A 23,965-nucleotide genomic window follows, 5' to 3' on the forward strand; every position below is an offset into this window, starting at 1 on the left:
AGCGAACATATAAACAGCATTTATTGTATTCTAGAAAATATCTGAGATGATTTGTTTATTTTTGCCCCTATTCTTTTATACATAATATGCTAAAGCAACATTTACAACAAAAATTATTACAGAAGTTATCACCTCAACAAATCCAATTTATTAAGTTGTTGCAGGTGCCAACCGTTGCTTTAGATACCCGTGTAAAAGAAGAATTAGAAGATAATCCTGCGCTTGAAGATCCAAGTTTAATGACTGCAGAGGAGCCGAAAAGCGAATATGATGATTTAAACGACGGACCGGATGATTATGAAAAATCATCAGAAGACACCAGCATGGATGAGTTTAATGTAGATGATTATCTGCAGGATGACAATACCAACGATTACAGCACCAATTATAATAATGGTGATGATGACGATGAAAAAAAAGAGACTCCAATAGCAATTGAAAGTACTTTTTTCGAAAGTTTGCAAGAGCAACTTGATTTAATTCCCCTCTCCGATCAAGACTTTATTATCGGCAAACAAATTATTGGAAGCTTAGATGATGATGGCTATTTACGCCGTCCGCTGGGTTCAATGATTGATGATTTAGCCTTTTCACAAAATGTGATGGTTGAAGAAGAGGATGTTTTGGAGATGTTGAGATTGATCCAAAGTTTTGATCCTCCAGGAATTGGCGCAAGAGATTTAAAAGAATGTTTATTAATTCAGCTGAAAAGGAAAGATGCCAACAACCCAATCATTGTAAAAGCAATGAACGTTGTAGAAAATTATCTTGATGAATTTACACGTAAGCATTACGATAAATTGGAGAAAAGCTTAGGTCTGGACAGTGAAGAACTTAAAGAAGTTGTTAACGAGATATTACGCCTAAACCCAAAACCGGGCGATGCTAATCAGGTTACCACCAAGCAAATGCAAATTATTCCTGATTTCCACATCAGCAATAACGATGGTATTTTAACACTCACATTAAATTCTAAAAATGCACCGGAATTAAAGGTAAGTCGCTCTTACCAGGAGATGTTTGAGCATTATGACAAAGCATCTTCTAAAGATAAAAAGCTAAAAGAAGCTGTTCAATTTGTTAAGCAAAAACTAGATTCGGCAAAGTGGTTTATCGACGCCATTAAACAAAGACAACAGACTTTACTTAAAACGATGAATGCCATTATGCATTATCAGTATGAGTATTTCTTAACATCGGATGAACGTAAAATGCGCCCAATGATTTTGAAAGATATTGCCGATAAAATCGATATGGATATTTCGACGGTTTCGAGGGTTGCAAATTCCAAATATGTTCAAACCGAGTTCGGTACATTCTTATTAAAATCATTCTTTTCTGAAGCAATTCAAACAGAAAACGGAGAAGAAGTATCTAACAAAGAAGTTAAGAAAATTCTTGAAGATTGCATTGGAAACGAAGATAAACGCAAACCTTTGGCCGATGAAAAACTAACCGATATTTTAAAAGAAAGAGGTTATAATATTGCCAGAAGAACTGTTGCAAAATATCGCGAACAAATGAATATCCCGGTTGCTCGTTTAAGAAAGGAACTTTAAAAGTTACTACTGTTAAAAATTATTCGTATTACGGATGACCATAAAAGAAATAATTGGCAAAAGTTAATGTAACTGTTCTTGTGAATAAAAATGAGTTTAAGAAGGAAAACCAATTGATAAAACTCAATTTTACATAAATAGCTCAGGTTTCTTAAATGGTAATTATATTTCCAGCAATTTATTAAATCCTAAATTTCATTTTTCACCACCTTAGATATCTAGGAACATCTAAGGTGTGTGGGTATTCTTATTTTAGAAACTCTAATTGCTGGTTTGGAATGGAAAACTGATTTACCACATTTTGATGTAAGAAGGTACTTTATAAATATTGTTCAGCAGTAAGCCTAAAACGATCTCATGACTGCCATTGCTTACCTGATTTAAATCTGAAGTTGTAAAGTCGTATGAGTAGGTTAGATTAACCATTTTGCCGATATTAAATCCTGCCATTGCAGAAAAGGAATCATCTTTGCGATAACTTCCACCCAACCAAACCTTATCTTTAAAAGCAAATTTCATATTTAAATCTACCGATACTGGAGCTGGGGATACATATTTTACCATTATTGATGGAATAGCTGCAATCTCATCATCCACGAAAAACTTATAGCCAGCTGTCGCAAAAATATGTGGCACTTCTTTTCCCTGATTATAAGATTCATCACCTGTAAAACTTAACTTTTGCGGTAAAATTTGTTGAGTAGATAAACCCGCAAACATGCGAGCTCCATAAAGCCACAAACCTATGCTAACATCAGGCTTTAGCTGTGTTACCAAAGCTCTTGACAGAATTGGATCGATTGGATTTTCGAATGATAGTGCGTTTACATCCAGTGCAATTCTTGAAATTCCTGCAGCAACGCCTACCGATAAATTAAAACTGTTACTTAATTGTAAATGATAAGCATAAGTTACATTTGCATCCAAACGAGATAAGGGGCCAGTTTTATCTAATACTGCAGTAACACCCATTCCATGGTGTGAAGGGGAAGACATATAATTCTGGGTGTAATTTCGATCCATCGGATTACCCGTTTGCTCTGGAAATGAGGTTAAGGCATTACTCCATAATTGATTATCACCAAGCGCCCAGTTTGCAGATACAAAAGATGTTTGCGGCGCATCGTTAATTCCAGCCCACTGTTTGCGATAACCGGCTTTAAAATCAAGATAATTTTCTATTCCAGACAAAGCAGGGTTAAGCAAATACTGATTAAAAATATATTGCGTGTACTGTGGCTTTTGTTGAGAAAAACCTTCGTATGAAAGAATAGTAAGGGCTAATATTACAATTAACTTTTTCAATTTTATCGAATTATGGTGAGAGGTCCTGATACTGATTTACGTCCGTTTCTTGGATTGATAATATAGTAATAAACTCCGACAGGTAAAGGTACATTTTGAAAGTTACCATCGAAAGGAATTTTATATCCATTGCTAAAAAACACTCTGGTTCCGTTCCTGTTAAAAATTTCGACAGTTGCATTTGGATAAGTATCTAAATACTGAATATTCCAAACATCGTTAACGTTATCTCCGTTTGGAGTGAATGAGTTAGGTGGCGTTAAAACCTGCAAAACTTTAATAATAACTGTTGAAGTTGCTGTACAACCCTCATCAGTTGTAACCAAAAGCGTATATTCTGTATCTTTTTCTGGTGATGCAATTGGATTTAAAACATGATCACTACTTAAACCTAAAGCTGGTGTCCATTTATAGCTTAAGTTATCGCCTTCTGCCGTTGCCGGAATAGTTGTTTCTCCGCCAGACAAGATAAAAATCGGAAATCCAGCATCGGCAGATGGAGATTTATAGACGTTTATGGTTTGGGTAATAAAAGCTGGGCAACCGTTATCAGCTGTAAAAGTATAGGTAATCGTATGGATTCCAATATCAACTTTTTTAGGGTTGAAATTACCAGCTTCATCTATACCATCGCCAGAATATATACCAGTACCAATAATTCCAGAGGTTTCCTTAGCCTGAGTAATTACGACAGAACCATCGTTTTGACAAGCAGCTGCAATTTTAGCAAACTCCAACTGAGGTGCAGGTTTAACCGTAATTTCTGTCTCTTTAAATTTGAAACACGTTTCGCCCGAATAGGCAACTAATCTAATGGTGTATTTTTTATCTGTAAGTCCGCCGAATGATGGATAGGTTAATCTGATGTCATCGTTCGTTGGATATAATATGGTAATAAAATCTTCTGGAGCATTAATAAAATCTTTGTAGATGAAGAGCTTAGTTATCTTACCAAAAAAAGCATTTGACGTATTGTTGATTACAACATCTTGATTGCTACAAAGGCTATTTTCGTTCTGAATTGTAAAGTCTGCTTTCTCTACCGCTCCATTAACCGTAAAATCTTGCGTTTTAATTGAAACACAACCATTGGCATTGGTAATTTCTAGAGTTACCTTGTAAGTACCTGCAACAGTATAATTATGTTTTCCATCTTTTGTGGCAGTTGTATTTGGATTTGAAGGTGTAGAATTTGCAACATCTCCGAAAGTCCATTTGTAGTTAAAAACACCATTTCCACCTGTTGCATCTGTAGATTTATTTGAAAATAATGCGAAAGCATCGCTAAGGCAGATATCAGGCAGAGAAAAATCTGCTGTCGGCAAATCAGTAATTATAATATTAGAAGTAACCACATCACTTACACAATCATGTGCAGAAGTGGTTATTAGTTTAATTGTATAGGTACCTGGGGTTGTATATTGATGAGTAAAAGGTGCAGCAGTTGTTTGGTCAGCAGGGGTACTTCCATCTCCAAAATCCCAATGCCAGTTTTTGATTGTATTAGGTGAGAGTGCACTGCTAATAGTAGACTGATCTGTAAGCAACACATCCGTATTTATGCAACTCGCAGTAGGTGCCGTAAATTTTGAAATTGGTAAAGGATAAATGCTTACAACTGTAATTGGAGTTGGATCAGAATAACAACCTGTACCAGATTTAACAGATAGCGTAACATTGTAATTTCCTTCGGCATCGTATTGATGTTTTGGGTTTTGATCCGTTGAGGTTTTTCCATCACCAAAATCCCAAAGCCAGTTTGTTATTGCAAAATCCGTGGAATTCGAGACACTTTGATCCGTAAAAACGACATCCGACTTTGCACAACTTGTTTGAGCTACACTAAATTTGGCTGTAGGTAAATCGTAAATAGTGAACACGTAATTGGTTATCAAATCTCCACTTACACAGTTAGATGCATTATTGGGGACATGAGCAACAACGCTTAAATGATATTCTCCCGTAGCAGTATAAGTTTTGTTTGCAGGATAGCGATAAACATATACCTTCTGCCCGTTTGTGGTTTTAACTTCTGGAACAGGATTTAGAGTTACAACCTCCGCATCTCCGTCTAAAGTCCAAGATATTTTATCGGGTTGATAAGGAAGGTTAATCTTAAAATCAATTTCTAAGCCTACACAACCGTTGGGATTCTCCTCGTTTTTTACTTCATTAACTACGGTTAGGTAATTGTTCGAAGATAGGTTTGTTCCTGCAGAATAAGAATAAGATTCTGCTTGCCCAAAGCCATAAGCAATTGCATTAAAACCATCATCTGCCGTTAAAGTTAAACTGTTGGATGTTACCGGGATTTGCGCATAGGCATAAGATGGATTTCCAACTAATGGCTTCCAGGTAACTACAGGAGCAGTACCATTAATTTTAAATGTGCTCGTTTTATTTGCACGAATTAGAATATTTAAATATCTAACAGAAATAGCCTGTAAAGTAGAAGAAAATACTGTAACTGCCTTTATATTAAATTCAATGGGATTTAAAATCACCATTTCCGGATCTCCGAGAAGATTTGTGCCATTAACAGAGGAACAACTTTGAGTTAAGGAATACTGCGCAACACTTATTAATTTATCAGCCGTAATAAAAGTAGACTCTGTTAATATAGCACTTTCATAAAAAGCACCTTTGTTCAAAGTGATGGTTTGCCCACCAAGATTTACGATTGTATTATCTTCTTGAGCTAAAATTCTAAGTATGTAACGTCGATCAATAAATGGGACAATTCCATAATTTCTGCCCCAACTTACCGTTGGATAAAGTTGTTGATATAAGGGATCTTGAGAACCAGAACAGGCAATCATAACTACTGAGGAACCAGAAAAGGCTGCAAAACGTTTACAAGAAGATGTAGCAGGATCTGATTCTACATAAACACCTGTTAAATCAGCGTTACCAGAACCAACATATTCATAAACATCACCTGCATTAACAAGCGTAACTGTTTTAACAGTCCCACCTTTTTCATGAATTAGTAGTGTTGTATTTGCTTCTGCAGCAACCAGAGCAAGAAAGTTATTTCCTCCAGCCGATTGCGTATAATTCATAGAATAATAAGTTTGCCCAAGGGTTTCGAAAGGAAGAATTAAAGATGCGGCAGATCTTGCGCCTGCATAAATATGCGTATAGGCAGATACCTTTGGCTTTCCGTCTGTAACCTTTATATGAATTCCCCTATTAATAAGATTTGTATTCGCTTCTGCAAGAGCAACATAAGCCGAATTTCGATCTACATCAAACTGAACTGCCGTATTTGCAGGTATTGTTTTAGTAGAGGTATAGGTACCACAACTTACCGTAACTTCTGTATTGAATTTTGAAGTAACAAAAACTGCAAGATTGGCAAGTGTAGATTGACTATTTGGAACATGGGTAGGAAAAACAGCCCAAAAATCTGTTCCTTCATTAGAAATGTTTTGACCTAATACACGCGAAGTAAAGGATACAAATAAAATTAAAATAAAGAGTACAACCTTATTCATTTCTTACTTGTATTGTTTGGGAGTATGATGCATTTTTATCAAAACAGGAATGCAATATACCATTTATGAAATACAACAAAAAACAAGTTTATAAAAATTAACACTTTTAACAATCAAAAAGCATTAGGTTTGTGTAAAACTCTATAGGGTTGGTGTAAAAAACTATTTAAATTAATCTTTATTAGGTATTTAAAATTAACTTTTAGTGCAGACAAAAGTTAATTCACAAATGAAAAATTGATTACGAAAGACAATGAAATTGATTAAGCCTTTTCATCAGATTGATCTCCACTTCCAAATTTTTTAGAAAAATCCTCAGCATTTTCATCAGCAGAAATGTCATTATGACCTTCTGATTCTAAGTTTTGATCTAAGCGATCATTCCAGTTATCAATTCCCTGATCTGAATTTTCAGATTTAGTATTTGAATATTCTTTATTAGCTAATTCTGGTTTCTTTTGGTTTCCATCGTAATTGATTTTGATTAGAGAACAGACAGCAAATGATAAAGTTTGCAAAGCAGATTACTTAACAGGTGGTTCTTCTTTTCCAGCTTTAAATTCTCGAATACTTTTACCGATGCCTTTCATTAATTCGGGCAATTTTTTACCTTCAAAAATCAATATTATTACAGCTCCAATTAAAATAATTTCTAAAACAGACATAGTTTTCCTTTTTTACAATATACGCCAAATAGTACAATATAAGTTTTTTAATGATTAGGCAACCAATACATTCAGCGTTCGATCTTTTACTTTAGGTACGGCTCCGTGTCTCATAAATTCAGCAAAACCACGGAGTTGCTTTATAGATTTTACGGCTTCATAACCCGCGAAACTACTCCTAATTTTATTCAACAACATGGTATCGGTTTTAAACAAATCGCTTTTTGTTAAAATTCCCTTTTGGATAAAATCTTTAATCAGCTCTGCCATTTTACCATTTGCATATAAATAAAGTGGGAGCTTAAATACTTCGTTATTTAGTTTTTTAAAAGATTTATTGATCCAATCTGCATCATTTTCTGTTAACACTGCTATTTTCCCATTCTTTAATTTAATAGCGCTTAAAAATTCTTTAGCACGCTGTCTGGAAAAAACCCCTGCATAAACTCCATCTCTCAAAGTATAATCCAATCGATCTGCGCAAAGCAAAGGCAAAGGCTGTTCTAGAATATCAAACTTACCTGTAATAATTTGTTCAATGGAATATCCATGATCAATTAAAACCTGTGGGATTTCAGAATTTGAGATGATCTCATCGAAAATTTGCTCATGATAATTCTCATCTGCATTATCAAAAACATAATCCCCTACGTGAGAAAAAGCAGTATGCGAAACATCATGTAACAAACCAGCAATTTGCTCTAGCTCCGAACCTCCAAGTAAACGAATCAGCATCATTACGCCAATTGCATGTTCTAACCTAGAATGACAAATATCTGGATTAACTAAATATATAGCGCCACTTTGATGCACTCCAGCTAAACGTTTTAAAGCATCAGTATTTAATAAATCTTCAAATACTTTGGGCAGTTCCATTTTGCCGTATAAAAAATCGTTTAGTTGAATCATATTAGCTGTTTTAACAAATTAACAATACACAATATTACTAATTATTTTAGTATTTATTAAAATTATGTTTCCACAAATCAGCACTATAAACTAATTTTATTGGTTAAATTATTAACTTTCAAATATTTTGAAAATGATTATTACAATGCAATGATTGAGAAAACTCAATCAAACAAAACCAAGTTTGTAAATTAACCGTTATTAATAAAAAAAGAAATAAAATGGCGACCGCTCAACAAATCAGAAATGCATATCTCGACTATGTTTTAACTAACAACGAAAAACCAAAAACGGTTTACAGCTTTGTTAAGAAATTGAAAATCACCGAAGCTGATTTTTACCAGTTTTTCTCTTCTTTTGAAAGTATTGAGAAGACGATTTGGTTTGAATACACGCACAATACGATAAGCAAGATTAAAGAACAGGAAGTTTGGGATCAATATACTTCGAGAGAAAAAATGCTTTCGTTTTTCTACAGTTATTTAGAAAATTTAAAAACGGAGAGAAGCTTTATTATTTACAGTTTGAAAAATTATAAAGGTAAATTTTCTACTCCAGATGTACTTGCTGGTGTAAAACCAATTTTCGAAAACTTCGCAGAAGACATTATAAATGAAGGATTGGAAAGTGGTGAATTGGCTGAACGTAAGTTTTTAAGCAAGCGCTACAAAGATGCTTTATGGATTCAGTTTGCTTTTATTGTTAATTTTTGGGTAAATGATGATAGTGAAGGTTTTGAAAAAAGTGATGAGGCGATAGAAAAAGGAATGAATGTAACTTTTGATCTTTTCCAACACTCTCCTATTGATAATTTATTGGAGTACGGAAAATTTTTATCTAGAAATGGGAAATTTAAAGAGAAAATGGGGTTTTAAAATTTAATGAAAATACAACAGAGTATTCCAACAACAAAAGTAGAGCGTTCGGCAAAATTTGTTAAAACAGGTTTTCAAATCGGCGGAAATTACATAAAACATTATTCGAAAAAGCTTTTCAATCCAGATTTGGATAGAGAACAGCTTAATGAAGATAATGCAACAGATATTTATAAATCGTTAAGTGAGTTAAAAGGAAGTGCGCTTAAAATTGCTCAAATGTTGAGCATGGATAAAAACATACTCCCAAAATCTTACGTTGATAAATTTACACAGTCACAATATAATGCTCCACCATTATCAGGACCACTTATTGTTAGAACATTTTCTAAAAATTTCGGCAAAACACCCGAGAACATTTACGATAGTTTTAATTTAACATCAAGCAATGCAGCCTCTATTGGTCAGGTTCATCAAGCAACTTTAAATGGAAAGAAATTAGCGGTTAAAATTCAGTATCCTGGTGTTGGCGATAGTATTTCATCAGATTTAAAATTAGTTAAACCCTTTGCATTTCGATTATTGGGCATGTCTGAAAAAGACTTAAATGTTTATATAAAAGAGGTGGAGGAACGCTTATTAGAAGAAACAGATTATGAATTAGAAGTTAGACGATCTATCGAATTTTCTGAAGCCTGTAAAAATCTCGATCATGTTGTTTTTCCAAAATATTACCCCGAACTATCTGGAAAAAGGATTATCACGATGGATTGGATTGAGGGCTTACATTTAAAAGAGTTTTTAAAAACAAATCCTTCTCAAGAGTTAAGAAATAAAATTGGACAGGCGCTTTGGGATTTCTATAATTTTCAGCAACATGAATTAAGAGCTGTACACGCCGATCCACATCCAGGAAATTTTATGATCACACCAGATGAAAATCTTGGCGTTATAGATTTTGGTTGTATTAAAGAAATGCCTGATGATTTTTATTACCCGTTTTTCTCTTTAATTTCTACAGATGTAATTAATGATAAGGCAAAAACTATTGACGCTTTTAGAAAACTGGATATGATTCATAAAGAGGACACTCCGGCGCAAATTGAGTTTTATTACAAGTCATACAAAGAAATGATCGAGCTTTTTGCGAAACCTTACATAAGCAAATCTTTCGATTTTAGTAAGCCAGAATTTTTCGAGCAATTATATGCTTATGGAGAAAAAATTTCGAAGATGCCTGAGTTTAAGCAAGCTCGTGGTGTTAAGCATTTTATCTATGTTAACCGTACCAACTTTGGCTTGTATACAATATTACACGAATTAAATGCTGTAGTAAATACAGATACTTTTAAGCCAACTTTAAATAAGGCATTTTAAGCATTTTTCTTTACAACTTCTACCATATGATCAATATCAAATGGTTTTTCGATGTAATCATCAGCCTTGCAGTCTTCGGCCTGTTGCGGTAATTTATTAGATGTAGAGGTTAATACCGCAGAAATATCTTCAGTTTCAGGATCAGATTTTAATTCGTTAATAATTTCTGATCCTTTTTTTGTGCCTTTAATATGATCATCGATAACAACAATATCCGGATCAATATCATCAATATTCTCTATCGGTTCGGTTGTTAGTGATGCGGTAACATCAAATCCCTCCTCATCCAAAACTTGATCCATGATATCGAGGATGTCTTTATTATCCTGAACAAGAACAACTTTTTTCTTCATAAGATTTTATAGGGCTGTAAATTATTTTTAAAGATAAGAAAAAGTATTATCTCAAAACAAATCTCCAATTATTTTACAAAGCAGATATAATTACAAAGTTTGGTCTTTAATAATCGCCCGTTCGTCGATTAGTTTATAGCGATAGTATAAAAGCGACAACTTGCCTGCAACGTTTTCCAATTGATGGCGTCTTATCTACAAAACCTTAAGAAATTATAAATAGTTAAATCAAAATATTATGAAAACCTCAATCAAAACCCTAATCGCATCATCATTAACAGCTATCGTTTTATCAACAGCTATGTTTACTACAAGTGTATCCGCAGCAGATAAAATTACAAAAACAGTTTCTGCACCAACAAATTTCAAAAGAATTTCTGTTAAAGGAAATGTAGAAGTTGTATTGGTTCAAAGAGGCATAGAAGGTGTTGCTTACGCTGACGAAAATGCCGGCAAAGTAAGCATTACCCAAGAAGGCGATATTCTTCGCATTAACTCAACCGACAAAAACTACACTAAACTTATTGTTTATGTAAACAACATTTTTAGAATCGAAGCTTCGGAAAATGCAGTTGTTAAAACAGAAGGAAAAATTACAACAAAATTTCTTCAGGTATTTTTAAAAGGAAATGCTCATGCTGATTTAAACACAAGTACTGAAGGATTATATACTGTAATTAAAGAGAACGCAGATTTAAAATTAAGTGGATCTACTGATAATCACACATTGGTTATGGGCAAAACTCCAAAATTAACAATGGATAGATTTGCGGCTTTGAAAACCAACATCAGCTCGGTAGAAACCAATGCAGTGGAAAAAGAAGTTGCCGTATTAAACTAATTATATAAAACACAAAAAATGAAAAAGCATCCTGAGGGTTATCAGGATGCTTTTTTAGTTATAAGAAATTTTAAATCGAAATTTTGCTCAATTCAAATTTCAATTTCTGTTGCTTTCTATTTACTTCAACACCAATTTTGTTTTTAGCAAGCACTCTTAATTGTTGCGTAATCTGATCTAAGTTTTCTGGCGTAACATTATTTATAGAAATCAATTCATCGCCACTTCGTAAACCTGCTTTGTAGGCAAGTCCTTTTTCATCTGCATTTCTAACAATAAATTTCGAACCATTTTTTTCAAAACCTATTCCAAGTACATATAATGGAACCAAGGGTACAGTAAAGGTTTTATTTGGACTTATATCGATGTAATTTAGATTATAATTAAAGACGAAATTAAATTTCCCAATTAAAGACATACCCATTAAACCATGCCGATCAAAGCCATAAGCAGGTTGTTCTGTAGGTAAATCGACTGCAACAGTAGGGTTTTGCAGACCTAAACCGGCAATGCTAATATTGTCTATTGTGCCCATTTCTGATTTTGTGATGTTTCCACTCAAATCCATTGATGCCGAAGTATTTTTGTTTTTTATCTTATCAACCAAACCATTGGTGAAAGCATTTAAAAAATAATTCCCATAAATAGAACCACCAGCTCCTGTATCAAACAACAATCTGGTTTTATAATCTATCCCCTTGATTTTTAGATTTACATCAATTTTCGGAATGTTATTGGTTAGGTAAATTGGAACGATATTTTTTGGTAGATTCTCAAAATAACCAAAATTAAAAATGCTCATTTGGTTATCATCTAAATTTAGGGCAACCTGATAATCCTTTAATAAATCGAAACCAATTATTCCATCCATTTGGTGACCTGTAACTTTTTGCAAGTTGCTTAAATTGGCCACCACAACTTGTTTTCCACGAATTTTAACTTCGCCAATGTTGAGGTTCAAAGTATCAATTGTTTTAAATTTTCCACCGTTACCGGCTGTTTTAATATCTATTGCTTGTTGACTAGATTTTAAACCCAAATTAGTTGCGAGAGATTCACTCAAAGTTGTTGCTCCTGCTCCGCTATCGAAAAGGAAGTTGTATTTTCTATTGCTTCCTGCAATTTCCATTTCTATAAATATCATTCCAGATGATCGCTTGATTTCGGTTTTGGTTAGGAGTTTCACAGGCTGAAGTTCTTGACTAACTGGATCAACCCTTCCCATCAGTTTTTCGAAATGACCGATTCTTTCAAAGGCTAAAAAATTGTTCATTCTAACCCAAGAAACCATGTTTGGGCCAGATTTTGGCACAGCGGTTAACTTTGCATAGATTTTATTGTTCCGTTTTGTGATGGAATCAAAATATACAGAATCGAGCACAACAGGGTTAATCAATTGAGGAAGAACGTTTGTTAAATCACGATCTCTATATTCTGCGATATGAAAAGTTTCATCTAAAACAGAAGCTATATTTTTAACATCATGCTTCTTTAAATTCTGTGCAAAAAATTGGAGTGCATACTTAACTTGAGCATCGCTTGGCGCCTGCTGTGCAAAACCAAACTTTGTAATAAATAATAATCCTATAAATAATATCTTTTTCATCTCGATTATTTTGTTGGTTTAGATTTTTGATCTGCTAATTTTAAGGCCTGATATGCATTTACAATTCCACCAGAAACTGAAATATTCTGTAGTTTTTGCTTACCCTGCCAATCTTCCGGTACAATTGTTACGGTTTGCATTAAGAGATCTTTAACTTCAGATGCTGAAAATTTTGGATAATAAGAACGAATCAACGCAGCTACACCACATACTACTGGCGATGCCATACTTGTACCGTGCATGCCTGAATATTTATTATCCAATGCGGTTGAATACACATTGAAACCTGGAGCAAAAAGATCTACAGATTTTTTACCGTAGTTAGAAAAACCCATAATCTCGCCGAAAGGACTTGTTGCGCCAACCGTAATTACATTGCTTGCTTTTTTGCCGTTATTGTAAAACTGAGAAGGGTAAAAAACAAATTCATCGGTATTTTCTGTAAAGTTTCCTCCGCCACGAACAATTAATACATCTTTCTTTTCGGCATACTGAATGGCTTCATCAACCAGCTGTTTTTTTGGTGAAACGCGTTTACCAAAGCTCATATTTATTAATTGAGCTCCATTATCTACCGCATAACGAATTGCTTTAGCTACATCTTCATCGTATTCATCACCCTGCGGAACAACCACTCTTATTGGCATAATTTCTACTTGATCTGCAATACCATCTATCCCTAAATTATTTCCACGAACGGCTCCTATTGCACCAGCAACGTGTGTTCCATGATCAGAATTTTTAAAGCTTAACTGATTGTTACCCCAATTTTGACCAGGTTTTAAACCGGCCATAACCATTGCTCTTCCATCTTTTGATGCGGAAACAAATTGTTGCTGAAGATTACTTTCCGAATTGCTGATCATAAAAGGACCAAGCTTGTATAAAATATTTACAGGAAGATCATTGCTGTACTTGCTCCCTTGAGCCCTCATTTTTAAAAGTTCATAGGTCAAAATCATTTCCTTATCACCAGAAAATTCTGGTTTGGTATCGTAAAGCGTTTGAATGGTTATGGCTTGGTTTGGATACGTCTTCTTAAGAAACCGATCTATTGAATCTATTTTAGAAGCCAGATTTTTTGTCGCTATTACTGATCTTTTAGATTGTGCTAGTGAAGATTTTCGCTGTACTAAATTGAAGTATTTTTTATCTGTTGCACTAAGTTTGCTCGTGTCTCTATTTTCGTAGAGCTTAGTTAATCTCACATATTCACGATCATCTTCGCTGGTGGCAAATTCGATGTTATTTTTTCCATCTGCACTGCCCAAAAAATTCCAACCATGAATATCATCGATATAACCATTATGGTCATCATCAATTCCATTATTAGGTATTTCATTTTTATTGGTCCAGATTACCGATTTTAAATCTTCGTGATTGATGTCTACACCAGCATCAATTACAGCAACAATAACTTTTTTAGCTGTTTTTCCTTTAAGTAATTCTGCATAGGCCTTATTTACTTCTATACCATAAACGCTGTCTTTATCAAAAGAAAGCAAATGCCAGTTTTGTGGATGATGGGTAAATAAGTCCTTTTTCTTTGCATCTGTTAAGCCAGTCTTTTGTTGCGCATTTAAGCATAGCGGGAGCAATAAGACCAAGAATAGTCTGCTAATTTTTTTCATTTTCTGTTTAATTTTGGTTCTTTTCTCTAACCGTTATTTAGCTTGGAGAGCGGTTTGTATTAGCGATTCAAATTCTGGTTCTGAGGCTTGTGGCGCATGATCTTCGATGATTTTACCAGTTTTATCTATCAGTATATATCGTGGAATTCCGGTAATGTTGTATGCCTTTTCAAAAGCAGAGGCATTTTTATCTCCTGCATGAAGATCAACACTGTTCATGTTTTTTTCTTTTAGAAAATCAAGCCATTTGGTTTTCGAATTTGCATTATCTGTAGAGATAGACATAAAAACAACATTCGCGTTATCCTTATATTTATCACGAAGTTTTAAGAAATATGGAAGTGAATGCATGCAAGGAATGCACCAAGTTGCCCAAACATCTATCGCTACTACTTTGCCTTTAAAATCGCTCAGCTTAACCATTTTACCGGCAGCATCTGGAATAGAAAACTCTGGAGCCACTGAATTTTTAGATACCTTGCTGTACTTTTCTCTTAAATCGATAAGGTTTTTCTTTGCTGAAGCATCCGTAGTTTTCTCTACGGCGGCAACCATTATTTTATCCAATTCGGGGTTCCAGCCTTTTATCGATAGATGATAAATAATACTCTGATTAAGCTCTTCATTAATTACCCTTTCATTGCTTACATTTTTTAATAGATATTCCATTTTGCCAATCGATCCATTGTCAGATAAATCATCATCAGTAATTTTTGCGTCTTGGCTCAATCTTAAAAAAGCATAATAATTGGTAACCAATGCTCTTAATCCAATAGATTTTAATGAAGTAACCGCAGGATTATTAAGTGATATTTTGTTAAGCAATTCGAAAAAGCTTTTACTTTGCTGATCATTTGAGTTAGCCCTCACATATTGTAATTTAGCTTCTAGATAACGCATATCGTTATAAAAATTCGCAAAGTTGTTTAAATCGACATCTTTGGAAATTGAAATAATTTTTATGCCATTTGCATATTGTTTATTTATTTCATCGGTGGTTTGCAAACCTTTTTTATCCTTATTAAAATTAGCCCATGCAGTATTAACATCATTTATCAATAAGTTATTGCTAGTTGAACTACCAAGCAACTGAACCTTACTCGTGCCTTTTTCTGCAGGTGTAGAAACTGTCTGTTGTTGATTATCCCCACCAATTACAAAGATTCCATTCTTTTTTTCGGGAAGAATAATTTGCAAATCATCATTAGGCTTAACAAAAACGGGGTAATTATCAATCCAATAAACCAAAGGTTCTGCTGAAATGAAATCGATTTCAAATTTACCTTGTTCATCAAGCTTGATCGATTTATATAAAACCCGACCTGTTGAGGAAAATGCCTCCACAAAAAAACCTGCTGATTTCCCGTTCGCTCCAACCCTACTTCCCCTAACTTTTGCAGCATAAGCTGGCAGTGTAAATATTACAACTGCCAGCAAGCTTAAAACTTTTAATTTCATAATTAATTAACTACGCCAGCGTTTCCGATGGCTTGTAAATCGATATTATATTTTGTTTTGTAATAGTTGATGATGATATCGTACTTCTTTTTGATTAAACCACCAGTATCTGTTGTAGATTTTAGTACAGTTGCATCCAATTCCGTCTTCGTTTTAGAAGTAATTAAAGCGATATAAGAAAGAAAATCTTTAATCATTTTGTTTTCTGTAGCAAATGCGTTGGTAATTGAAAGGTAACCTTGCGCATAATATGCTGTAGCAGAACCTGCAATTGTGTAGTTCGTTACCGTACTGAATTCTGCCGGAATATCTAATTTCCCTCTATTATAAATGAAATTGAAAAACTCCGTGTGCAAATTGGCAACATAAGTTTTCTTTTGCGCATCGTTCATTGAATCGAATGATGCTGAAAAATTATTCAATGTAATGTGGTTGTAGCTAGATAAGATGGTGTAAGTGGTTGTAGCTGAAGTTTTGCTTCTTAAATTCTGTCCCAACAAAACTTTAAAAGGTAAATTATTTTTTAAGAATGCATCAGGATAATAATTAAGCCAATTCTTTTTAACAAAGTTTAATACTTTGCCAACATAAGCCTCATCAGCAACATCAACAGTGTATAGATCACCAAAGTTTGAAGTTGAATAGACTGGCGTAGCGCTAAAGTCTAAACCACTAAACTTATATAAAAAAAATGTTCCGTATCTGTTGTAGAAATCTACTATTGTGGGATCGTAATCGTGATTGCCCTGTGGAAGTTGATATTGTACAGCAATATCTGATGGTTCTAAAACAGCTTCCTTTTTTGAGCAGCCACCAATTAAAATGGCTCCAGTTAAGAAAATTGATAAATATTTTAAGGTTTTCATTGCTAAAGAGATTATGGATTTTGAATCAAATTTGGATTACGGTTTAGTGCTTCTGTCGGGATGCCCAAAGTATAGCGATTATCGTTTTGTTGCAAAGTTTCTATAGTTGGAGCACCAGCAGTTAACTGAAGTGAGTGTTGAATAGATGGCATTCCCCATCTTCTTAAATCGAACCAACGATGGCCTTCTGCACAAAGTTCTCTTCTACGCTCTGCCTTGTAAAAAGTGTATAAAGCCTGCGGATCGGTAATGGTAATTGGCGCATAACTTGCCGTTGCTATTCGGAAAGACCTCAGGTAATTAATATCTTCCAATGCTTTCGTAACAGCACTTTGATCACCAGCAATAGCTTTCTGAATATAAGCTTCTGCACGATTTAAATATGCTTCTGCAGTACGAAAAGCCATGCTATTGCTTGCGCTCGTGTTTACAAATTTACCCGATCGCCCTTTGTAGGTAACTAATGAAGATCCATTGATGTAAGCAATATTTAATAAAGTAAATTTCAAACGCAGATCGGAACTTTCAAAACTGCTCGATAAATTATCAGAGAACGAATAGGATGCCCTAGTAACCGATTGTGCACCAAAAGGCATGTTGCCCAACTCTGCGTAAAAACCATAACCCCAAATTACTTCGGGCGATGTAATAGCAGATGAAACTGGATAGGTTAATACCGAAGATAATACTTCGTTATATTGTTTTAATGTCGATTTCTTTTGCAAAACCTCTGTTGCATTTTTAATGGTCGCATCCCAATTCCCCATATAAAGATTTATTCTCGAAAGCAACAATCTTGCTGCTGTGCCATTAAGTTTATAAATGCTATTTCCTGCACCATTTGTATCCAACAAAGGAATTGCTGTATTTAAATCATTTACAATTTGAGTATAAACTTCTTTAACTGTTGATCTTTTTATCGGTGCATCAGTTACTTCTGCAGTTAAAATTAATGGAACACCCAAATCTGTTTCAGGGCTCACGGTAGTACCTAGGTATGGTTTTCCGAACAAGTTTACCATCATAAAGTAGTAAAAAGAACGCAAAGCCAAAGCTTGCCCACGAAGATTTTGTTTTTCACTTTCATTACCTGAAACCTGGCCTACGTAATCTAAAACAACATTACAGCCCTTAATTTTTGCGTAGTAATTATACCATGCATTCGGTGTAGATGCTGCATTCTCAATTAACCTATCAAGCATGTCTTTTCTCCAGGTAAATACAGAAGAATATTTATTTAAACCAGCTACTACGATCGCGTTAGAATTATAATCTGATTGAACATCATCAGAAAGCAATTCGATATAATCGTGCATGGTAGAGCTAAGCTGATAAGCTTCTCCAGTCATTAATTGATTTAAAGCCGCCGTGGTTGTTGGCCTCACTAAATCTTGACTACTTTCTTCTAAAAAACCTTTTTTACAAGATGTTACACTTATTGTTAAGCAAATAAGGGCAATGTATTTAAAATATTTTTTCATGATTTGCTTGTTATATACCAATGTTAAGTGATAAAGAATAGGTACGTGGAATAGGCAAACTGTTGCCATTAACCTCCGGATCTTGCCCATTTAAGCGTTTATCGGCTATGTAGAACAAATTGCTTACACTACCCTGAATTTGACAAGATTTCAAACCTATACTTTTAAGTTTAGCATTCGGAACGATGTAGCCAACGGAAAGATTTCTCAATCTTACAAAACTTGCATCCACTACTCTTGCGGTAGAATAATCGTAAAGTTGACGCGGATAAACACCAGCTGAAGAACCAGGTACGGTAACCGTTGTAGTTGCTACGGAACCAGCAGATGGTAAGGATGGAATAGTTGTAAATGCCTCATCACCGGGTTGGCGCCAGCGATTATTTAATTCTGCTGATAAATTTTGGAACGGATAAGGCGCTGAAGAAGCGTCTCTTGCATTTGGGTATAACGGCGCCAATCTTTTCACATTACCTGTACTCATATATAAAAAAGCACTTAGCGTAAAAGATTTATAGCGGAAATTATTACTTAAACCTCCTGTAAACTTCGGATCTAATTGTCCGGAGTAAATCAAGGCTTTTGTAACATCTGTAACTGCTGCTGGATTTGTTGTCGCATTTAAACCGTTGAATAATGGTGTACCCGTATTATGATCTAAACCTGCAAAATCAAACGACCAAATGCCCGATGATGCATAACCTTCTTTGTACAAACCTCCAGAAACAGCAGATTGCCAGCTCGTTAAAGACACAGAACCAGATTGAATTACATCATTGGTTACTTTGGAAGTATTGAAATTAATACTCCAATCGAATGTATTTGTTCTTATCGGAGCAAAATTTAATGCAAGCTCAAAACCTTTATTATTGATGTTACCCGCATTTATCGGCATAGTTAATAAACCGTACTCTAATGGGATAGATTTCTGAACAATTACATCGAAACCTTTTTTAATATAATAATCGAAACTACCAGAAACACGCTTATTAAAAATGGCAAAATCTAAACCTAAGTTAATGGTTTTATTCCTCTCCCATCTCAAATCCTTGTACGCCAAACTTTTAATCAACAAAACCGGATCACCAGAAACAGGATTGACCGATGATGCGCCTGATGGAATTTGAGCAATTAAATCTGGACTAAAATTTTCGGCTACATTACCTTGAAAACCATAACTTACTCTTGCCGATAATTGATTTAACCAAGCAAAATCATTAAACCAATTTTCCTCAGCCACGTTCCATTTTCCTCCAATAGACCAAATTGGCAAAAACCTGTGGTTAGAGTACTGACCAAAACGATTAGATGCATCAGTACGGATATTACCGTTAATTACATATTTTTGGTTGAAATTGTAAGTAGCAGTACCAAAATAGGAAAGGTAATTGGATAGTTTATCTGTTAAAACTGGTAAGGTATTCGAGTATAAATCATTTGAAACCACACCTGTAGTTGGCGTGTAGGTTAATGGAATTTGAACAAAACTTTGTCCTCTATCGGGCATGTAACCATAGCTTGTTTGTGCCAATCCATCGTATTTAGAACTTCTAATTTCTTGGCCTACTAATACATTTAATCCATCTTTACCATCTCTTAATCTTTTATTGTATGCAAAAGAGTTTCTAAAGGTTACCGATTGGTTATCCATATTATAACCGTTGTAAATACCGCCAACAGGAATTCTTGATCCTAAATAATTAATCGTTCCAGGTAAAGCTGCACCATATTCATAACCCCTTAATTGGGTAATCATATTCGATGTTTCTGTTGCATAAGTAGAGGCTTTTGTTTGATTATAACCAAAGCCTACAAGAGATTGAAAGGTGAAATCTTTTAAAAATTTATAATCAACATTAGCAGCAAGGTTAATACTTGATAAGTTATTTGTATTGCCTGTTTGCGAAAGCTCGTTTAAAACATTGTATCTGAAAGCTCCAGATGTACTTACGTTTGGTGCTGTGTAAAGGAACAACGAACCATCATTATTGAAAGCCGGTATTGCCCTACTTGCATTGTATGCGTAATTAAATGGATCTACACCATAAAAACCATCAGTTTTACTTTTAGAACCACTTAGTTTTATACCAACTTTTAAATTATTTGTTAAACTACTATTTATGTTTACTGAAGCAGTATATCTATCCTGCTGGTTTCCTTTTGTATTTCCACGGTCGTTCATATAACCCACAGAACCATAATAAGTTGTACGATCTGAACCACCAGAAATACTCAAGCTGTGTGTTTGACTTATTGGCGCTTGAAAAAGTAAATCGAACCAATCTGTATTGTTGGTTTCTAACTTGTTTACGCCAGCTACAAATTGTTCTTGGGTTATTTTTTTATCGAATAAATCTGTCGATAAACCTTCGTAAGAAACTCCATCTGGTGTTACGCCAAATTGTAAACCACGAGCATAAATTTCTCTCGAAACATCAACCCTTTCCTTAGAATTCATCAATTTGAATTGATTGTATGCTGGCTTTGCCGATGTTGTAAAATTTGTAGAATAATTGATGGATGTTTTACCCACTTTACCTTTTTTGGTGGTAATCACAATTACACCATTCGCTGCTTTAACACCGTAAATAGCTGTAGATGCCGCATCTTTTAGCACGGTAATTTCATCGATATCATCCACATTTAAGAAAGCAACCGTACTACCGACTAAATTTTTAATGGCATCATTTGATGTTTGTGCAGATAAGGAGTTTAACTGCTGGTAATCGAAAGGAACAGGATCTTCCTGAATTATTCCATCAACCACCCAAACTGGCTCTTGGCTTCCTAACAATGTTGATGTACCACGAACCCTAACCTTTGGCTTAGAACCAACTAAACCAGATGTATTGCTCACGGCAACTCCTGGCAATTGTCCTTGCAATAATTTATCGATTTGGTTTGTACCTGCCACTCTAATATCTTCCATCTTCACACTCGAAATGGATCCCACAAAATCTCTCTTGGCTATGTTTTGGTAACCTGTAACTACAACATCATCAAGACCCTGAGAAGATTCTTGAAGTTTCATATTCATTACAAAAACCTCTGTTCCATTAGCTAAATTGATATTTTTAACTTGTGCTTTGTAACCGATATATTGAAAACGGACGGCGCTATTATCATTCACCAACAAAACATAATTACCATTTTCATCGGATGAAGTTGCATTTTGCTGTCCAATTTCTTGGATCGAAACCCCTGGAAGGGTTTTATTTTGATCATCAGTTATCTTTCCTGTTAACCTAATTTTTTTCTGCGATATAGATGGCGTTCCTGATGTAGAAATTGTTTTGGCTTTAAAAATTACTACATCCTTATCTATAACATAAGTAATGTCTGTCCCTCTTAAAAGTGTATTTAACACCAAATCTAAAGTCTTGTTTTTTAACGACAGGGTAACTTTAGCATTTTTATCCAGTTGATCTGCATTGTAAAAAAATTGCATTTTAGCTTGTCTGCTCACAGCTTTAACCGCATCAGATAGTTTGGCATTTTTTACATTGATGCTGATATTGCCAGCATTTTGCGCCTTTAAGTTTAAGCTTGTTAAAATTATAATCGCACAGATTGCACCACTAATAATCCTTTTCAAAACGCGTAACTGAGGCGAAAAATAATTTTGTAAATATTTTTTCATTTAGTTTTTAAATAGTTGGTTGATTTTTTTTGATTTTGGTTTGGTTAGATGTTTCGTTTTAACGCTGATCTACATATATCCTCCTGTTTTTAATGCTGAATTTTACACCGCCTGTTTGTTCTATAATATTTAATATTGTTTTTATGTCTTTATATCGCTCAATTTCTCCAGAAAAATGGATTGCTTTAATCTTATCCGATTTAAATTCTACGTCGTAATCATACCACAGACTTAAAGTCTGCATCACCTCATCAAGCGTCGATTCTTCATAAATAATTTTACCGTTTGCCCAGGCAACAAAAGGCGCAACATCAACATCTGCTTTGGTTAAGGCATTGGTTTGTTGGTTAAATATGGCTTGTTCGTTCGGACTTAAAATTACTTTTTGGTTATTTGCATTCTGGGCTTCAACTCGGCCCTCAACCAAAGTTGTGCGAATGGTTTTTGTATAAGTATTAACGTTGAAGGTTGTTCCCAATACTCTTACATCCATTCCATTGGCATGAACAATAAATGGTTTGTTTGGATTTTTCGCTACCTTAAAGTAAGCTTCACCTTGCTCCAAGTAAACATTACGGCTATTAGTTGCATTAATGTTAACCGGAAAACGAAGTACAGAGGCCGAATTTATCATTACAACCGTTCCGTCTGCCAAAGCCAATTTATATTCTGCACCGCGTGGAATAATCAGTTTATTAAAAATCTGTTCTGTTGCGTTTGCATTACCATCTTGCTGATAGCTCAACAATTCTTTATTTTTATTGGTAATGCTTGTACCAGCAATTTCAGAAAGCTTTTGATTTTCATTTTTGGAAAGTTCCACCGAGCGTCCATCAGATAGCACAAGCGTAGCTCTATTATGATCTGTTGGTTCTAGTTTTGCCAAACTAAGTTCTACAGGTTGATTGCTTTTGATGTAATAAAAAATACCTCCGCCCAATAATAAAATCGGCAATAAAAGAATGGCGGCATATCGTAAAAGTTGTGGCAAGAAACGCACAGTTTTAATTGGTAGTTTTGGTTTTACCTCATTCCATGCATCATTCTCATTCATTTTTTGAATGAAATTGCTTGCGCTGTTCAGCATCTTATCATCCTCCAAAGCCTGAATAAGTTCTCGCTCTTCAGTACTAAGCTTGGCCATTAACTGCTGATCAGGCTTTTCGTTATTATTTAACTGTTGGATAACTTTAATCCAGATGTGTTCTGTTGTATTCATTTTTATAAGCGCTACATTATATAGTATCACTTACGCCAATTTAGGGTGACAGATTTATCAATAAATTATAAAATAATCTACAACAAACTGAAAAACAAATGATTAAAACTAAATTTTTCCTTTACCTAAAAGGATTGCAATGAAAATTACCGATAGCGGATCTTCAGATGCCTTGGCTTTTAGAAAAGCATAGGCCCGTTTCATCTGAGTTTTAACGGTATTAATGGAGATGTTGTTTACTCTTGCGATATCTGCATAACTCAAACCATCCACAACATATTGGAGAAAAACTTTTTTGCGTTCTTCTGGTAGAAGATTTACCAAACTCAGCACCTTTTCATCAGTACTTTCCTTTAACTGAATAGCCTCTTCCTCTTCTAAATAATCGGTTTGAAAATTTTCAAGCGGGGTTTGTTCATTTAGCTCTACGGAAAGCGGTTGTTTTTTAATATGAGTTAAAGAAAGATTCTTGACTGCTCGAGTTGCAAAAGATTGGAAAGAAGTCTGAATTACAACCTCATTTCTCCGATTCCAAAAATTTATAAAGAAATCCTGAACTAAATCTTCTGATGCCCCTTCATCTTTTGTTAGTTGGAAAGCAACAAGCACTAAAAACTTGTAATGTTTCTTAAACAACATTTCAAAGGAGGCTATATCAGAGTATTCTGCCAATTTATTTAAAAATAAGTTTAGATTTTAAGGAGTATCAACTGTAAAAATAAATTAAAACTAACCAAAACTGA

Annotated in this window: 18 protein-coding genes; 4 read left to right on the top strand and 14 right to left on the bottom strand. The window is 34.5% G+C overall.

The genetic code is table 11. The features are described from left to right. Positions 1-86 precede the first annotated feature (86 nt). Positions 87-1,559, top strand: a complete 1,473-nt coding sequence (gene rpoN, locus H7U22_RS16620; protein WP_187072466.1) for an RNA polymerase factor sigma-54 — start codon at positions 87-89, stop codon at positions 1,557-1,559. 291 nt (positions 1,560-1,850) lie between these two features. Here rpoN and H7U22_RS16625 read toward each other — a convergent pair whose 3' ends face one another. The 5 genes from H7U22_RS16625 to H7U22_RS16645 all read right to left on the bottom strand — a co-directional run bounded on the left by H7U22_RS16625 (position 1,851) and on the right by H7U22_RS16645 (position 7,935). Continuing rightward, positions 1,851-2,864 carry a PorP/SprF family type IX secretion system membrane protein gene (locus tag H7U22_RS16625; RefSeq protein WP_187072467.1) on the bottom strand — a complete coding sequence of 338 codons (1,014 nt, stop codon included), beginning with the start codon at positions 2,862-2,864 and terminating at the stop codon, positions 1,851-1,853. A gap of 2 nt (positions 2,865-2,866) precedes the next feature. Next, positions 2,867-6,361: a PKD domain-containing protein gene (locus H7U22_RS16630; RefSeq protein WP_187072468.1), complete on the bottom strand. Its 3,495-nt coding sequence runs from the start codon at positions 6,359-6,361 to the stop codon at positions 2,867-2,869. A gap of 263 nt (positions 6,362-6,624) precedes the next feature. Further along, on the bottom strand, positions 6,625-6,879 hold the full coding sequence (locus tag H7U22_RS16635) for a hypothetical protein (RefSeq protein ID WP_222621885.1): 255 nt from the start codon (positions 6,877-6,879) through the stop codon (positions 6,625-6,627). Positions 6,880-6,885: 6 nt separating this feature from the next. Then, a complete protein-coding gene (locus H7U22_RS16640; protein ID WP_187072469.1) occupies positions 6,886-7,026 on the bottom strand; it encodes a twin-arginine translocase TatA/TatE family subunit in 141 nt (46 codons plus the stop codon). Between the two features lie 54 nt (positions 7,027-7,080). Beyond that, complete coding sequence (locus H7U22_RS16645) at positions 7,081-7,935, bottom strand: HD domain-containing protein (protein WP_187072470.1); 855 nt, start codon at positions 7,933-7,935, stop codon at positions 7,081-7,083. Positions 7,936-8,156: 221 nt separating this feature from the next. On the opposite strand from H7U22_RS16645, the gene H7U22_RS16650 reads away from it, so the two are divergent. Together H7U22_RS16650 and H7U22_RS16655 are read left to right on the top strand one after the other, a co-directional pair. After that, on the top strand, positions 8,157-8,810 hold the full coding sequence (locus H7U22_RS16650; protein ID WP_187072471.1) for a TetR family transcriptional regulator C-terminal domain-containing protein: 654 nt from the start codon (positions 8,157-8,159) through the stop codon (positions 8,808-8,810). A 6-nt stretch (positions 8,811-8,816) separates the two neighbouring features. Then, positions 8,817-10,127: an ABC1 kinase family protein gene (locus H7U22_RS16655; protein WP_187072472.1), complete on the top strand. Its 1,311-nt coding sequence runs from the start codon at positions 8,817-8,819 to the stop codon at positions 10,125-10,127. Here H7U22_RS16655 and H7U22_RS16660 read toward each other — a convergent pair. After that, positions 10,124-10,480 (bottom strand): response regulator, encoded by a 357-nt coding sequence (locus H7U22_RS16660; RefSeq protein ID WP_187072473.1) that lies wholly within the window; start codon positions 10,478-10,480, stop codon positions 10,124-10,126. The two genes, H7U22_RS16655 and H7U22_RS16660, sit on opposite strands and share 4 nt — an antisense overlap. A gap of 238 nt (positions 10,481-10,718) precedes the next feature. Here H7U22_RS16660 and H7U22_RS16665 point away from each other — a divergent pair, with 238 nt between their 5' ends. Then, the gene (locus H7U22_RS16665) at positions 10,719-11,321 is read left to right on the top strand and encodes a GIN domain-containing protein (protein WP_187072474.1); all 603 of its coding nucleotides are present in this window, start codon (positions 10,719-10,721) and stop codon (positions 11,319-11,321) included. 70 nt (positions 11,322-11,391) lie between these two features. Here H7U22_RS16665 and H7U22_RS16670 read toward each other — a convergent pair whose 3' ends face one another. The 8 genes from H7U22_RS16670 to H7U22_RS16705 all read right to left on the bottom strand — a co-directional run bounded on the left by H7U22_RS16670 (position 11,392) and on the right by H7U22_RS16705 (position 23,894). Then, positions 11,392-12,927: an aspartyl protease family protein gene (locus H7U22_RS16670; protein WP_187072475.1), complete on the bottom strand. Its 1,536-nt coding sequence runs from the start codon at positions 12,925-12,927 to the stop codon at positions 11,392-11,394. A gap of 5 nt (positions 12,928-12,932) precedes the next feature. Beyond that, positions 12,933-14,558 carry a S8 family serine peptidase gene (locus tag H7U22_RS16675; RefSeq protein WP_187072476.1) on the bottom strand — a complete coding sequence of 542 codons (1,626 nt, stop codon included), beginning with the start codon at positions 14,556-14,558 and terminating at the stop codon, positions 12,933-12,935. Positions 14,559-14,591: 33 nt separating this feature from the next. Then, the gene (locus tag H7U22_RS16680; protein WP_187072477.1) at positions 14,592-16,016 is read right to left on the bottom strand and encodes a TlpA family protein disulfide reductase; all 1,425 of its coding nucleotides are present in this window, start codon (positions 16,014-16,016) and stop codon (positions 14,592-14,594) included. A 2-nt stretch (positions 16,017-16,018) separates the two neighbouring features. After that, positions 16,019-16,882, bottom strand: a complete 864-nt coding sequence (locus H7U22_RS16685) for a putative zinc-binding metallopeptidase (protein WP_187072478.1) — start codon at positions 16,880-16,882, stop codon at positions 16,019-16,021. An 11-nt stretch (positions 16,883-16,893) separates the two neighbouring features. Further along, on the bottom strand, positions 16,894-18,363 hold the full coding sequence (locus H7U22_RS16690) for a RagB/SusD family nutrient uptake outer membrane protein (RefSeq protein WP_187072479.1): 1,470 nt from the start codon (positions 18,361-18,363) through the stop codon (positions 16,894-16,896). A gap of 10 nt (positions 18,364-18,373) precedes the next feature. Then, on the bottom strand, positions 18,374-22,003 hold the full coding sequence (locus H7U22_RS16695; RefSeq protein WP_187072480.1) for a SusC/RagA family TonB-linked outer membrane protein: 3,630 nt from the start codon (positions 22,001-22,003) through the stop codon (positions 18,374-18,376). 58 nt (positions 22,004-22,061) lie between these two features. Further along, entirely contained in the window at positions 22,062-23,222 is a 1,161-nt protein-coding gene (locus tag H7U22_RS16700) for a FecR family protein (RefSeq protein ID WP_187072481.1), read from the bottom strand. Positions 23,223-23,330: 108 nt separating this feature from the next. Continuing rightward, the gene (locus tag H7U22_RS16705; RefSeq protein ID WP_187072482.1) at positions 23,331-23,894 is read right to left on the bottom strand and encodes a sigma-70 family RNA polymerase sigma factor; all 564 of its coding nucleotides are present in this window, start codon (positions 23,892-23,894) and stop codon (positions 23,331-23,333) included. Positions 23,895-23,965: the final 71 nt, after the last annotated feature.

This window comes from Pedobacter fastidiosus (assembly GCF_014306625.1).
GTDB classification, from domain to species: Bacteria; Bacteroidota; Bacteroidia; order Sphingobacteriales; family Sphingobacteriaceae; genus Pedobacter; species Pedobacter fastidiosus.

Excerpts from the sequence above, each read along its gene's own strand:
- H7U22_RS16655 (WP_187072472.1), top strand. The coding sequence starts at position 8,817 with ATGAAAATACAACAGAGTATTCCAACAACAAAAGTAGAGCGTTCGGCA.
- H7U22_RS16700 (WP_187072481.1), bottom strand. The coding sequence starts at position 23,222 with ATGAATACAACAGAACACATCTGGATTAAAGTTATCCAACAGTTAAAT.
- H7U22_RS16665 (WP_187072474.1), top strand. The coding sequence starts at position 10,719 with ATGAAAACCTCAATCAAAACCCTAATCGCATCATCATTAACAGCTATC.
- H7U22_RS16685 (WP_187072478.1), bottom strand. The coding sequence starts at position 16,882 with ATGAAAACCTTAAAATATTTATCAATTTTCTTAACTGGAGCCATTTTA.
- H7U22_RS16690 (WP_187072479.1), bottom strand. The coding sequence starts at position 18,363 with ATGAAAAAATATTTTAAATACATTGCCCTTATTTGCTTAACAATAAGT.
- H7U22_RS16640 (WP_187072469.1), bottom strand. The coding sequence starts at position 7,026 with ATGTCTGTTTTAGAAATTATTTTAATTGGAGCTGTAATAATATTGATT.
- H7U22_RS16670 (WP_187072475.1), bottom strand. The coding sequence starts at position 12,927 with ATGAAAAAGATATTATTTATAGGATTATTATTTATTACAAAGTTTGGT.
- rpoN (WP_187072466.1), top strand. The coding sequence starts at position 87 with ATGCTAAAGCAACATTTACAACAAAAATTATTACAGAAGTTATCACCT.
- H7U22_RS16675 (WP_187072476.1), bottom strand. The coding sequence starts at position 14,558 with ATGAAAAAAATTAGCAGACTATTCTTGGTCTTATTGCTCCCGCTATGC.
- H7U22_RS16630 (WP_187072468.1), bottom strand. The coding sequence starts at position 6,361 with ATGAATAAGGTTGTACTCTTTATTTTAATTTTATTTGTATCCTTTACT.
- H7U22_RS16680 (WP_187072477.1), bottom strand. The coding sequence starts at position 16,016 with ATGAAATTAAAAGTTTTAAGCTTGCTGGCAGTTGTAATATTTACACTG.
- H7U22_RS16650 (WP_187072471.1), top strand. The coding sequence starts at position 8,157 with ATGGCGACCGCTCAACAAATCAGAAATGCATATCTCGACTATGTTTTA.
- H7U22_RS16695 (WP_187072480.1), bottom strand. The coding sequence starts at position 22,003 with ATGAAAAAATATTTACAAAATTATTTTTCGCCTCAGTTACGCGTTTTG.
- H7U22_RS16660 (WP_187072473.1), bottom strand. The coding sequence starts at position 10,480 with ATGAAGAAAAAAGTTGTTCTTGTTCAGGATAATAAAGACATCCTCGAT.
- H7U22_RS16645 (WP_187072470.1), bottom strand. The coding sequence starts at position 7,935 with ATGATTCAACTAAACGATTTTTTATACGGCAAAATGGAACTGCCCAAA.